At 61.2% G+C, this 12,351-nt stretch carries 12 protein-coding genes; 2 read left to right on the top strand and 10 right to left on the bottom strand.

The window, feature by feature from the left end; genetic code table 11:
• Nucleotides 1-87 precede the first annotated feature (87 nt).
• On the top strand, nucleotides 88-1,020 hold the full coding sequence (locus tag AC07SI_RS08905; RefSeq protein ID WP_495005567.1) for a TIGR03571 family LLM class oxidoreductase: 933 nt from the start codon (nucleotides 88-90) through the stop codon (nucleotides 1,018-1,020).
• Nucleotides 1,021-1,053: 33 nt separating this feature from the next.
• Here the strand turns inward: AC07SI_RS08905 and AC07SI_RS08900 are convergent, their stop codons facing one another.
• A complete protein-coding gene (locus tag AC07SI_RS08900) occupies nucleotides 1,054-1,836 on the bottom strand; it encodes an SDR family NAD(P)-dependent oxidoreductase (RefSeq protein ID WP_495005566.1) in 783 nt (260 codons plus the stop codon).
• A gap of 105 nt (nucleotides 1,837-1,941) precedes the next feature.
• Entirely contained in the window at nucleotides 1,942-2,871 is a 930-nt protein-coding gene (locus AC07SI_RS08895) for a LysR family transcriptional regulator (RefSeq protein WP_065905605.1), read from the bottom strand.
• A gap of 143 nt (nucleotides 2,872-3,014) precedes the next feature.
• Here AC07SI_RS08895 and AC07SI_RS08890 point away from each other — a divergent pair, with 143 nt between their 5' ends.
• Nucleotides 3,015-3,920, top strand: a complete 906-nt coding sequence (locus AC07SI_RS08890) for an NAD-dependent epimerase/dehydratase family protein (RefSeq protein ID WP_065905604.1) — start codon at nucleotides 3,015-3,017, stop codon at nucleotides 3,918-3,920.
• A 176-nt stretch (nucleotides 3,921-4,096) separates the two neighbouring features.
• Here the strand turns inward: AC07SI_RS08890 and AC07SI_RS08885 are convergent, their stop codons facing one another.
• The 8 genes from AC07SI_RS08885 to AC07SI_RS08850 form a co-directional block, all read right to left on the bottom strand.
• Nucleotides 4,097-5,077: a transketolase family protein gene (locus AC07SI_RS08885; protein WP_495005565.1), complete on the bottom strand. Its 981-nt coding sequence runs from the start codon at nucleotides 5,075-5,077 to the stop codon at nucleotides 4,097-4,099.
• Between the two features lie 3 nt (nucleotides 5,078-5,080).
• Entirely contained in the window at nucleotides 5,081-5,956 is an 876-nt protein-coding gene (locus AC07SI_RS08880; protein ID WP_065905602.1) for a transketolase, read from the bottom strand.
• Nucleotides 5,949-7,067 (bottom strand): LLM class flavin-dependent oxidoreductase, encoded by a 1,119-nt coding sequence (locus tag AC07SI_RS08875; RefSeq protein WP_065905601.1) that lies wholly within the window; start codon nucleotides 7,065-7,067, stop codon nucleotides 5,949-5,951. The genes AC07SI_RS08880 and AC07SI_RS08875 overlap by 8 nt, the downstream gene beginning before the upstream one ends.
• Nucleotides 7,068-7,233: 166 nt before the next feature.
• On the bottom strand, nucleotides 7,234-8,031 hold the full coding sequence (locus tag AC07SI_RS08870) for an SDR family NAD(P)-dependent oxidoreductase (RefSeq protein ID WP_083221424.1): 798 nt from the start codon (nucleotides 8,029-8,031) through the stop codon (nucleotides 7,234-7,236).
• 29 nt (nucleotides 8,032-8,060) lie between these two features.
• The gene (locus AC07SI_RS08865) at nucleotides 8,061-9,560 is read right to left on the bottom strand and encodes a sugar ABC transporter ATP-binding protein (protein ID WP_495005564.1); all 1,500 of its coding nucleotides are present in this window, start codon (nucleotides 9,558-9,560) and stop codon (nucleotides 8,061-8,063) included.
• A 22-nt stretch (nucleotides 9,561-9,582) separates the two neighbouring features.
• Complete coding sequence (locus AC07SI_RS08860; RefSeq protein WP_201143949.1) at nucleotides 9,583-10,530, bottom strand: sugar ABC transporter substrate-binding protein; 948 nt, start codon at nucleotides 10,528-10,530, stop codon at nucleotides 9,583-9,585.
• Nucleotides 10,531-10,560: 30 nt separating this feature from the next.
• A complete protein-coding gene (locus tag AC07SI_RS08855) occupies nucleotides 10,561-11,547 on the bottom strand; it encodes an ABC transporter permease (RefSeq protein ID WP_065905598.1) in 987 nt (328 codons plus the stop codon).
• 57 nt (nucleotides 11,548-11,604) lie between these two features.
• Nucleotides 11,605-12,120, bottom strand: coding sequence for a flavin reductase family protein (locus AC07SI_RS08850; protein WP_065905597.1), 516 nt, complete (start codon nucleotides 12,118-12,120; stop codon nucleotides 11,605-11,607).
• Between the last annotated feature and the right edge of the window lie 231 nt (nucleotides 12,121-12,351).

Below are 12,351 nucleotides of genomic sequence, written 5' to 3'. Positions count from 1 at the left end.
GCGCATTTTTCTCCCGACCTGCGGCAGGGATACTACGGCGCATCAACCGTAGTAATGCCCTGCCTTGCACAGGGCGCAGGAGACTGGATGAACACGCACTTTCAACGTTTGCTCGGCCCGACACACTTCTCGATCGGCCTGGAACTGCCACTGGACAATGACTGGTCCACTGCTGGCCAGCGCCTGCGCGTCACCGAGCAACGCCCCTTTGGCGTGCCCGACATCAAACAGCATGCCCAACTGGCGAAGCTCGCGGACACCGTGGGTTTCCGCGCGCTGTGGGTGCGCGACGTACCGGTCTACGACCCGCACTTCGGCGACGCCGCACAGGTGTTCGAGACCTTCTCTTACCTGGGCTACCTTGCCGGCATCACCGACAACATCATGTTGGGCACCGCCGCAGTGGTGTTGCCCTTGCGTCAACCGTGGCTGACCCTCAAGGCCGCCAACAGCATCGATGAACTGAGTGACGGACGCCTGCTGCTCGGCGTTGCCAGTGGTGACCGGCCGATGGAATACCCCTTGTTCGGCGTCGACTACGAGCAACGCGGCGCGCTTTTTCGCAGTGCCGTCGAACTGCTGCAGACCCAAGGAGCCGGACGCCTGCCCCAGGGTGCCGAGTTGCTGCCGCAACGCAAGGAAGCTTTCCCGCTGCTGGTGGCCGGGCTTGGCCAGCAATCGCCGAACTGGATCGGCGAGCATATGGGGGGCTGGCTCGCCTACCCCGGAACCGCCCAGGAACACCGGCGCCGTGTGCGCCTGTGGCGCGAAGTGGGGGGCGACAAACCCTACATCACTTTCCTGCACCTGGACCTTGAAGCCGACCCGCATGCACCGATGAAAACCTTGCGCTTCGGCGGGCGTGGCGGGCGAAACGCATTGATCGAAGAGCTGCAGGCGCTGCGCGAAGCCGGCGTGCAACATGTGGGCTTGCACTTGCGTCACAGTGCCAGGCCCATCGTCGAGGTCATGGAAGAGCTCGCCGAATATGTGTTGCCCCGGTTCCACGGCGCCGCCTGACAGCCGCTCAAGCCCCACGGCGTGGGGCTTGTTTCACACGATGGCGCGAATCGTGCCGCCCTCCACGCGCATTGCCATGCCGTTGAGCGCCGGTGAGGCCGCCAGGTGCAGCACGCTGCTGGCCACTTCCTGCGGCTCGATCATGCGGCGGATCAATGAAGTCGGTTCGGTTTCATCGAAGTAGGCTTGCACCACCTGCTCGGCAGTGATGCCCTTCTGCGCAGCGATTTCCCGGTGATAACACTTGACCGCCTCGGTGCTGGTCGGCCCCGGCAGTATTGAGTTGACCCGCACCGCGGTGCCTTTGGTCAACTCGGCCAACGCCCTGGAGATACCCAGCAGACAGGTTTTCATCGCGCCGTAGTGCACCATCCACGGTTGTGGCTTGATCGCGGACTCACTGCTGATAAACACAATCGAGCCATGCCCGCGATCCAGCATGGCCTTCATCACCAGGCGCGTCATGCGCACCCCGCTCATCACATTCACATTGAAGTAATGAAGCCACTGGGCATCGTCGGTTTCGAAAAAATCGCGGACCTCGAAGATACCCACGTTATTGATCAGAAAATCGATCGGCCCCGCCTCAAGCGCCAGGGCGACCAGGCGCTCCGGGGCACCTTGCGCCGTCAGGTCCGCGACCATCCCCCGACTGTGTTCACCCAGCTCCTGGAGCGCTGAGTCGAGCTCCTCCTGATGCAGACCGCTGACGACCACGCGGGCGCCTTCAAGGATGAAACGTTGAGCAATGGCCAAGCCAATGCCGGTTGCGCCACCGGTGATCAGCGCGGTTTTTCCGCTCAGTTGGTAATCCATGTGTGCCGCCTTCTTTTGTTGTTTTGCGCACCATCATGCCCCAAGCCAGGAGCGAGGATTTTCAACCATTGGCGAAGACTCAATCCGCAAAGACTGAAGAAACGATCAGCGCCGTTGAGGCGACAACTGCGGCGCGAGCCTATCCAGCAGAAAGTCGATAAAGACGCGGACGCGGTGAGGCAGTTGCTGGCCGGGACCGATAAACACCGCATGAATCGCTTCGGTTTCACCGCTGTCGTAAGCCTGCAGAATCGGCACCAGGCGCCCGGCATCCAGGTCGTCCTGGATATGAAAGCTTGCCAGCCGGGCGATCCCCAGCCCTGCCAGGGCACAACGACGCAGGCTCTCGCCATCACTGACCAGCGTATTGCCCTTGGGCTCGATCTCGACGCGCTGGCCATCGGCGCCTCGGAACACCCAGGCCTGGGAGTGCCGATGGAAGCCGAAGCTGAGCCGGTTGTGCCGTTGCAGCTCGTCCAGGTTGTCCGGCTGGCCGCAGCGCGCAATGTACTCAGGCGACGCCACGGTGAGCAGGCGGCTCTCCCCAAGACGCCGCTGCACCAGGCTGGACTCCTTCATCGGGCCGGTACGGATGGCAATGTCGGCACGCCGCTCCAGCAGGTCGACGACGGTGTCGGTGAGTTCGATATTCAGGGTGATGTCCGGGTAGGCGGCGAAAAAACCGGGCAGCAAGGGCAACAAGCAATGCTGCCCAAACGGCAGGTTGGCGTTGACCTGAATCAGCCCGCTGGGTTTGGCGACATTGGCGATGTCGCGCTCCGCCGAGTCGATCAGCTCCAGGATGCGCAGGCACTCGCTGTTGAATCGCTCACCTTCGGCGGTGAGTTCCAGGCGCCGCGTGGAGCGGTGCAACAGGCGTGCCCCCAGCCGCGTTTCCAGGCGTGCGATCAATTTGCTCACCGCCGACGGCGACATGTCCAATTGCCGCGCTGCCTCAGAGAACGTCCCGGCATTCACGACCCGTGTGAACACTTCCATCTCGCCGGAACGATTGACGTCTTTGATATTTAGCATGAAGTGAATTCACAGATATTTGTCATTCAAGCAGTCTAGCTCATATACAAGACCGACCGTATGGTTAAGCGTTCCAGTATCTGGAGCGCCTGTCCTTTGCGCCCGCGAAGGCCAGTCATCAAACAAGAAATGAGGAGAAGACAGTGAAGATTTTCGTGACCGGCGCGACCGGCTACATCGGCGGCTCCGTCGCCAAATACCTGGTGGATGCAGGCCATGAGGTCAGTGGCCTGCTGCGCAATCCACAGCAGCGCGAGGCCCTGCAGGCGCTGGGTATCACCCCGGTGCTCGGGACCCTGGATGACGCCTGCATTCTCAGCGAACAGGCACGCCTGGCCGATGTGGTGGTCAACGCCGCAAACTCCGACCACCTCGCCTCCGTAGAAACCTTCATCAAGGCGTTGAGCGGCAGCGGTAAAGTGCTGCTGCACACCTCCGGCTCCAGTGTGGTCGGTGACGACGCACGAGGTGCTTACGAACGGGCGGATATTTTTACCGACGAGACGCCCTTTACCCCGATGGACATTCGCAAGGACCGGGTCGAGATCAATCAAATCGTGCGCCGCGCCGGCGTCGAACAGGGCATTCGCAGCATCGTGTTCTGCCCCACGATGATCTACGGCGAATCCCTGGGCGTCGCGTCGAAAAGCGATCAATTGCCCAAGCTGTTCGCCCAGTCACGCAAATATGGCGCCGGTGCGTACATGGGTGCCGGCGTGCATCGCTGGTCCAATGTGCACATCGACGACCTTGCAGAACTCTATCGACTGGCCATTGAGAAAGCGCCATCGGCCTCGCTGTTTTTTGCCGAAAACGGCGAAGCCTCATTCCTTGAAATTGCCACGTCCATCAGCAAGGCCCTGGGTTTCAACGGCAATATTCAAAGTTGGCCTGCCACTGAAGCGATCGCCGAGCTGGGCGATTGGGCACGCTTCGCGATCGGTTCCAACAGCCGCGTGCGCGCGGTGAACGCGCGTGTCCTGCTGGGCTGGAATCCTCAGCGCGAGTCGATCCTGCAGTGGATCGAAAACAGTGGTGTGCAGTGGTGACAGCTGCACGCTCATTCGGTTGATCAAGAGCTCACTTCGGTGAGCTTTTTTACGCGCGTATGAACCCCGGCAGAAAAATCCCAGGCAAAAAAAAGCGTGCGACCAGCACGCTTGATTCAAGCGCCTTGTCGCACGCCAGGCCCAGCCGGGCCTGAAAAGAACACAGCCCGTGTGCCTTAGCCCAGTACTTCCAGGGCTACGCTTTCGATACCGGCGGCATCCAGGCGGTAATGCCGATACAAATGGGTCGGCGGTGCGATCAGGCTGTACTCGTCGTACAGGCCATGGCGCCGCACCTTGACGCCGATCCCCTCCTGGGCAATGACTTCGCACACCGCCCCGCCCAGCCCGCCGATGATGTTGTGCTCTTCGACAGTGAGGATCGCGCGGCTATTGCGCGCCGCCGTCAACACCGCTTCACGGTCCAGTGGCTTGATGGTGGTCATGTCGATCACACCGACTGAACGCCCGGCGGCATTCAATGCCCGTGCAGCCTCGAGAGCCGGGTGCACGGTCGAGCCGGTAGCGATGATGGTCAGCTCATCGCCGGTCAGGTGCACGGTGGCCTTGCCGAAAACGAAGTCCGGTACGGTGTCGTATACCACCGGATCACGCCCGCGCTGAATGCGGAAGTAGATCGGCTGTGGGTAGTTGGCCGATGCCAGGATCGCCGCCTTCAGCTGGTTGCCGTCGGCCGGTGCGACGACCGTGATATCGGCGATCGAACGCATGATCGCGAGGTCCTCGGTGGCATGGTGAGAGGTGCCATAGAAGCCCAGTGAGATACCCGCATGGTGACCGATGAGGCGCACCGGCAGCGCCGAGTAGGCCACGTCCATGCGGATCTGCTCGCAGCACAGCAACGGCAGGAACGACGCAAAGGTCGCCACGAACGGCTTCATGCCCACCGCCGCCATACCGGCTGCGGCAGATACCATGTTCTGTTCGGAAATGCCGAACTGCACAAAGCGTTCGGGGTGCAGCGCGGCAAATTTCGACAAGCCGTTGGAGTACTGCAGGTCAGCGGTGCCGGCAACCACCGGCTCACCGCGCTCGACCAGTTCAATCAGGGCATCCGACAGGGCACTCAAACTGGGTGTCTGCTGGTTCAGTTGCCGGTACTGCCAGGAGTTGTTCGACAGCGGAGCGGAATTCATGGCTCAGATCACCTTGCTTTTGATTTCGTCGATAGCACGTTGCGCATCTTCAGGATCCAGATACCCCAAGTGCCAGCCTGGCTCGGTTTCCATGTACGAAACCCCTTTGCCCTTGACGGTATTGGCGATGACGCACACCGGTTGTGTGCGTGCAGTGTCGGCCTTCAGGCGACGCAGCAAGCCGGTGACTGCCGCGAGGTCATGGCCATCCACCACATGGGTCTCCCAGCCGAACGCAATCCACTTGTCAGCCAGCGGCTCGATGCCGATGACGTCATCGACATTGCCGTCGAGCTGGTACCCATTGCGGTCGATGATCGCCACCAGGTTGTGGACCTTGTGGTGAGCTGCACCGAGCGCGGCTTCCCACACCTGCCCTTCCTGCATCTCGCCGTCGCCGAGCATCACGTAGGTGGTGAAGGACTGGCCCAGCATCCGCCCGGCCAGGGCCATGCCCAAGCCGCCGGACAACGCATGGCCGATGGAGCCGGATGAAAAATCCACTCCCGGCACCTTGCGCATGTCCGGGTGGTCCCCCAATGGGTTGCCCAGGCGCGTGTAGTTGTCGAGGATCTCTTTTTCGAAAAAGCCCCATTCAACCAACACCGGGAACAGCCCGACTGCTGCATGCCCCTTGCCCATCATGAAACGGTCACGGTCGGGCCACTTCGGCTCGCCGAACCGCAGGTCCATCACGTCGTAGTACAGCGCGGCGAACAACTCGGCGGCGGAGAACACCGAGGTGTAGTGACCGACCTTGGCGATCTCGATCAGGCGAATGGTTTCCAGGCGAATGAACTGGGCCTTCTCGCGCAGTCGCGCCAGTTCCTGTTCGGTCGGCGTGAAGTCGTGCCCGGCAGTGGCGTGCAAATCAGTCATGTGCGCGCTCCTGAGCCTTCAGACGTGGCGTCATGTAGTCGTTGAGGCGCGGCATCACCTGTTGCGCGGTAAGTGCCATCGAACGGCGCCACAGCGCTTCATCGTCCCACTCGTGGAAGGTGGTCATCAGGGTGCCGAACGGGCCGGTCTGCTCACTGAAGGCCACCAGTTGCTCGGTGACCGAATTCACATCACCGTAAATCACCATCTCGTTGATGCAATGATCGACGGTGACTTCCTCGTCGGTCATGTCCGGGCGCGTCTTGAAGATCTTGGTGTAGTGGTTGGTCGCGAGGTTATCGATCATGTAATCGAAGTAGCGTCGCAAGGTGCAGGTTTCCTGGGCCAGGTAGTCCTCGGCCTGGGCCTGGGAATCGGCCACGAATACCGAGCGGGCGACGCGCCAGTTGTTGGCATCGGGCTTGATCCCAGCGCCTTTAGCCCCCTCGCAGTACGCCTGCCAATGCGATGCCACGGTGGCAGTGGGGTTGAAGTTGGCGGACATCAAGTCCCAATCCTTGGCCCCCGCCAGTTTTGCGGTGCCGGAGAACGGGCTCATCGCCGTGGTTGCCACCCGTGGGAAAGGTTTCTGGAACGGCTTGGGCATGTAACCGATTTCCAGCGCGTGGTGCACCGCGTCCTTGAGAATGACCTGATAGTGCTCGGAGGTGAACGCGTAGGGGGCATCCGCGCCCCAGATCGCGCGGATCATCTCGTAGCAGTCGACCATCATCTGCCCGCGATCCTTGCCGTTGCTGCCATACACTTCGAAGTCGGAAGCCAGCCCGCCCGGGCCGATCCCCATGATGAACCGCCCCTTGGACATGTGATCGAACATCGCGGCATCGGCGGCAATCCGCGCCGGGAAATGATGGGGCAGGTTCAGCACCCCGGTGCACAGTTTCATGCGCTGGGTCAGCGGGATCAGCGTGGATAGAAATTGCAGCGCGTTGGTGATGGGCTCGGTACGCTGCGACGTGTGCTCACCGACCCAAAGCTCATCGAAACCGACGCTATCGGCGTGGACGGCGCAGGCAATATCCTGGTCGTACATCTCGTGATAGTCCCAGCCCTTGTGATGAAGTGGCTGCATAAACATAGCGAGTTTCATGACGTTCTCCTGCTGTTTTCAGTGGCCGGAGTGCTGCAGACACCATGGACGCAACACACCGTTTTCGTAACGTGCACTCGTTTCGCAGGCGTGCCAGTGCCGGCGCTGCAAGTGGCAACGTTCAAACGTGGGTTCAAATCGGCGCGATGCTCGACGCGCCAGTCGTTCAACTTCCGTGCAAGAGCCAGCCTCCGTCCACGAGCAGGTCGATACCGGTCACGTAGGACGACAGTGGCGAAACCAGGAACAGGGCGGCATCGGCGATTTCCCAGGGCTCGGCGGCGCGGCCCAACGGGATGTTGCCCAGCACATTGTTCTGTCGGTGTTGTTCAAGCAGCTGTGGTGCCAGGTTGCCCGGCGTCGCCGTCAACCCCGGCGAGATCGAGTTGACCCGGATCTTGAACGCGCTCAAGTCCTTGGCCAGGCTTCGCGTCATGGCCAGCACGGCGCCTTTGGACGCATCATAGGTGCAGTGATTGGCCATTGGCCGGTGGCCGCACACCGATGACAGATTGACGATCGCGCCGCCGTCGCCCTGCCGGCGCATGTAGTGCTGCGCCGCCTGGGCACCGAGGAACACCGCACGCGTATTGATTGCATGCAGCCCATCCCAGAACCCTGCATCGATGGCATCAATCGCCTTCAGCGGGTAGACGCCGGCATTGTTGATCCAGATATCCAGCCGGCCAAAACGCTCGACTGCGACATCCGCCAGTTGACGGATCGCTTGCGGGCAACTGACATCGGTCGAGTGAAACGCCACGCTGAAACCGGCCTCGACCAACTCAGCGCTGCGCTCCGGCGCCAGGCTGCCGATCAGCACATTGGCCCCGGCTTCGGCCAGGCGCCGGCTGATGGCAAAGCCAATGCCACTGCTGCCGCCCGTCACCACCGCGGTTTTCCCGGACAGGTCCAGCAGCCCGGCGAAGGGCTGGTAAGGCAAGGCTTGATAGGGTCCGGACATGTTCTCACCTGCTCTTTGTTTATCGTTGATCATGCGGTAGCCAGGGCCATGATGCGGTCCGGCGCAATCTGCGACCGCTCGAGGATGCCTTGGCAGCAACCGCGAGCCATGACCATGACGCGATGGGATAGGCCGATGACTTCCTCCAGGTCGGAACTCACGACGATCACCGACATGCCGGCCTTCGACAGCTCAATGATCAATTCGTAAATTGCCGCACGCGCGCCCATGTCGATACCGCGGGTCGGCTCATCGAGAATGATCACCTTGGGATTGCGCGCGATCCATTTCGCAATCACGACCTTCTGCTGGTTACCGCCCGAGAGCTTGTCGAGCCGTTGCCCCGCCACGCCCTTGATCCCCAGCGCGGCAATACGCTCGTGGGCGAAGGCCGTCACGCGGTGGTTGGCGACGATGCCGCAGGCGCTGAGCCGGTCGAGGTTGCAGTACGCCAGGTTCTCGGCAATGGTCTGCGTCAGCACCACACCTTCGGATTTGCGGTCTTCGGGAATCAGCACCACACCGGCGCCGATCGCGGCCAGCACGTTATTGGCCGGCAGCGGTCGACCGTTCAACAGCACGTCGCCGTGGCTGACGGCGCTCAGCCCGGCAATCGCCTGCACCAGCTCGGTACGGCCAGCCCCGACGATGCCGGCGATGCCGAACACCTCCCCGGCCTTGACCTCGAACGAGATGTCGCGAAAGCGCCCGGCCTTGTCCGACAGCTGCTCCACGCGCAGGACCACGGCGTCCTGCGGCGCCGGCAACTCGGGGAACAACCGTTCGATGGGCCGTCCGACCATCTGCGACACCAGCACACTGACCTCGGCCGCCCCGCTCTCGTGGCGAGCGATCAGGTGCCCGTCCCGCAGGACCACGACCTTGTCGGCGATCCGCGCAATCTCGTCCATGCGATGGCTGATGTAGATAAACGACACGCCCTGCTGCTTCAGGGTTTCGATCTGCTGGAACAACCGCTCGGTTTCTTCCTTGCCGAGGGCCGCCGTGGGTTCATCGAGAATCAACAAGCGTGAATTGAGTGTCAGCGCACGCGCGATTTCGACCAGTTGCTGGGCGGCAATCTTCAATTCCCGTACCGGCGTCTGCGGCGAGATATCCAGCCCCAGGCGCTGCAATTGCTTGGCGGTCTGGCGGTGCAGGGTCTTGCGGTCGATGATTGCGCCACGCGTCGGCAGATGGCCGAGAAACACGTTCTCCGCCACGCTCAAGTCCGCCAGCAAATGAATTTCCTGATGGATCATATTGACCCCCAGCGCCATGGCGGCCGCCGGACCGTTCGGCGCGTAGGGCTCGCCCGCCAGGAACATGCTGCCTTTGGACGGCGTCAGGGCGCCGGCAATAATCGAGGAAAAGGTCGACTTGCCCGCGCCATTTTCCCCAAGCAAAGCCACCACTTCGCCGTAGCCGATATCGAGGCTGATGTCCTCCAGCACGCGCACCGAGTTGAACGATTTGCCGATCTGCGTGGCCCTGAACAGAGGTGCCGGGACCGTTGGGTGAGTACTCATGACGTGCCCTCCTGGATCCGGTTCACGGGTGCTGCTCAAGGAACGTCGCCACGTTGTCGCGGGTGGTGACAAAGGCCGGTAGCAACTGCGTCTTGGCCACCGGCTTGCCCTGTTGCAGGTCGAGCGCGGTACGCAGCGCCGTGCGGCCCATTTCCACCGCCTGCTGGGTGATGGTCATGTCCATCTTGCCGTCGCGAATCGCCTCCAGGGCCGAGGGCAAACCGTCGTACCCGAACACCCAGACCTTGTGATCGATATTGGCGACCTTGACGGCTTGTGCCGCCCCCAGCGCCGGTGCATCCGAACGGCCGATGAACACATTGATCCCGGGATTTTTCTGCAACATGTCCTGGGCGACTTTGAAGCCGTTGTCCTGCAGCCAGTCGGTGGGCTTGCGGTCGACGATCTTCATCCCCGGCGCGTCTTTCAACACCGCGTCCAGGCCCTGCGCCCGGGCCACTTCAGTGGAGTCGCCCAAGGTGCCCTGCAGCAGGCCGATTTCAGCCGTGCCACCGGTCAGCTTGATCATTTGCCGAGCCAACTCCCCCGCCGCCGCGAGGTTATCGGTCGCGATGTACGCGTCGCATTCGACATTTTTCGGGAAGTTGTCGATGCAGATCACGGGCACACCCTGCTGCCGCGCCAGGCGTACCGGCACCGCCGAGGCCGCACTGCCGGTGGCGGTATAGAGCAGCACATCAATGCCTTTGCTGAGCATGTCCTGGATCTGGCTGACCTGCCGCGCCGGATCAGCCTGAGCGTCTGCCACCAGCACATTCTTGATCCCGAGTGCGTTGGCTTGCTGTGTCACGCCGTCACGTACCATCAGGTAGAACACCCATTGCAGGCTCGGGATCGACATGCCGACGGTGATTTCACCCACGGGCTTGGACTGGGCGTGCGCACTGATCGACATCAGGCAGCCAAGCAGAAGCGCGAGAGCACGCACTGGAAACGCTGAAAGCTTCATGGTTTTTATCCTTATTATTTGGGCTTGGAATCAGTCAGGGTTGCGCTTGAGCAGGTCAAGCATCACGGCAAACGCGATAACGGCGCCGATGACCACTTGCTGGACGAAGGGTGAAATGCCGGCCAGGTTCAAGCCGTTGCGTAAAACGCCGATGATCAGTACACCGATGAGAGTGCCGACCACGCTGCCGGCACCGCCCTTGAGGCTGCCGCCACCGATGACGACGGCAGCGATCACGTCCAGCTCATAGCCCACGCCCGCGCCGGCCCCGGCGGTATCCAGCCGGGAAGTCATGATGATGCCGCCCAGGGCTGCACAGACTCCGGAGATGATGTACACCGCGCTGGTGTAGGCCTTGACCCGGATTCCGGCGAGCTTGGCGACTTTGCTGCTGCCGCCGATGGCGTACAGGCTGCGCCCCGCAACGGTGAACCTGAGGACAAACCAGAACAGCAGTGCGAGTACCACGAAGCACCCGACCGTCAGTGACAGCACGCCAGCGTAGCGAATCACCGAAAGGTTGCTGAACCACTCCGGGAAGCCGCTGATTTGCGCGCCATCGGTGACCATGTAAGCGAGGCCTCGCGCCACCGACATCATTGCCAGCGTGGCAATGAACGACGGCAAGCCGGCCTTGACCACCAGCAACGCAGTGGTCGAACCACACGCCGCCCCGACGAGAATGGCACCGAGCATGGCGACCCACATGGGCAGCCCGACTACCTGACCGAGCCAACTCATGGCCATGATTGCCACGGCCAGTACGGCGCCTACCGACAGGTCGATACCGCCAATCAGGATGACCAGGGTCATGCCCAACGCCATGATGCCGAGGACCGTGACCTGATCGAGTACATTGAGCAAGTTGCTCACGGTCAGGAAACTATGCGTCGATACCGTCAATACAACACACAACAGCAATAGACCGATCAACGGGCCGGCGACACTGGTGTCCAGGCCGACCCACTTTGGAAGCGATCCGGCCAGTCTGAACTTGCCCAACAACTGATTGTTCATACCCATATCCACTTATTATTTAATTGTTATAAGAACGAGCACTGCGCAACTAACGAATCAGTCTTGCAACTGACGGTACCGCCCACCCATGTACAACAGTGGGTCGTCGAGTGGCTGGGTGATAACCTCCAGGACATTGCCGATAAACACGGTGTGCGTCCCGTGCTCCAGGGTTTGCACCACTTCGCAGAAAATCGCCGCCTGGGCGTCGGCCAGGTACCGGATACCCTGTGCTCCCGTGCGCCATTGACCCTCTACAAAACGCCGTTCGCGCAGGTCGGGCTGGCTGAAGATCCTGCAGATCGGCTCATGCTGGCTTTGCAGCATGTTCACGCAGAACAGCCCGGATCGCTTGATCACCGGTGAAGCGCTGGCAGTGCGGTTGATGCAGATCAGGGCCGAAGCCGGGTCCATCGACACCGAGGAAAACGCGGTGGCGGCCAGGCCGTGGGGCCGGCCCTCATCGTCGAGTGTGGTGATCAGGGTCAAGGACGAGGCAAAGCGTCCCATCGCGGTTTTGAATGGGCCGGCCAGGTCGATCGAAGGGGCAGCCTCCTGATAATTAACACGCATCTTGAAACCCTCTTATTGTGTAGTGACTCACACGCTCGGTATTCATTATTCGCAATCCTCCCTACTTTTCTATTCACTTTTAAAAAATTGACTTTTCACCGACTGCGTAAGATGAAGCCAACAACAAAGACATTTGAATCACGTTCACATATCCCCTGAAACGCCCATGGCAAAGCCTTCGCGCCGGCGCAACTGCGCTCACGACTTACTTAACTAATGGAATTAACTGAA

It is taken from the genome of Pseudomonas sp. GW821-FHT05D12 (assembly GCF_059419825.1).
This window is presented reverse-complemented; position numbering and strand designations above follow the sequence as displayed.

What these genes read in the sequence shown, in the direction of transcription:
- AC07SI_RS08905 (WP_495005567.1), top strand. Translation starts at nt 88, where the DNA reads ATGAACACGCACTTTCAACGTTTGCTCGGCCCGACACACTTCTCGATC.
- AC07SI_RS08875 (WP_065905601.1), bottom strand. Translation starts at nt 7,067, where the DNA reads ATGAAACTCGCTATGTTTATGCAGCCACTTCATCACAAGGGCTGGGAC.
- AC07SI_RS08855 (WP_065905598.1), bottom strand. Translation starts at nt 11,547, where the DNA reads ATGAACAATCAGTTGTTGGGCAAGTTCAGACTGGCCGGATCGCTTCCA.
- AC07SI_RS08885 (WP_495005565.1), bottom strand. Translation starts at nt 5,077, where the DNA reads ATGAATTCCGCTCCGCTGTCGAACAACTCCTGGCAGTACCGGCAACTG.
- AC07SI_RS08860 (WP_201143949.1), bottom strand. Translation starts at nt 10,530, where the DNA reads ATGAAGCTTTCAGCGTTTCCAGTGCGTGCTCTCGCGCTTCTGCTTGGC.
- AC07SI_RS08895 (WP_065905605.1), bottom strand. Translation starts at nt 2,871, where the DNA reads ATGCTAAATATCAAAGACGTCAATCGTTCCGGCGAGATGGAAGTGTTC.
- AC07SI_RS08880 (WP_065905602.1), bottom strand. Translation starts at nt 5,956, where the DNA reads ATGACTGATTTGCACGCCACTGCCGGGCACGACTTCACGCCGACCGAA.
- AC07SI_RS08900 (WP_495005566.1), bottom strand. Translation starts at nt 1,836, where the DNA reads ATGGATTACCAACTGAGCGGAAAAACCGCGCTGATCACCGGTGGCGCA.
- AC07SI_RS08870 (WP_083221424.1), bottom strand. Translation starts at nt 8,031, where the DNA reads ATGTCCGGACCCTATCAAGCCTTGCCTTACCAGCCCTTCGCCGGGCTG.
- AC07SI_RS08865 (WP_495005564.1), bottom strand. Translation starts at nt 9,560, where the DNA reads ATGAGTACTCACCCAACGGTCCCGGCACCTCTGTTCAGGGCCACGCAG.
- AC07SI_RS08850 (WP_065905597.1), bottom strand. Translation starts at nt 12,120, where the DNA reads ATGCGTGTTAATTATCAGGAGGCTGCCCCTTCGATCGACCTGGCCGGC.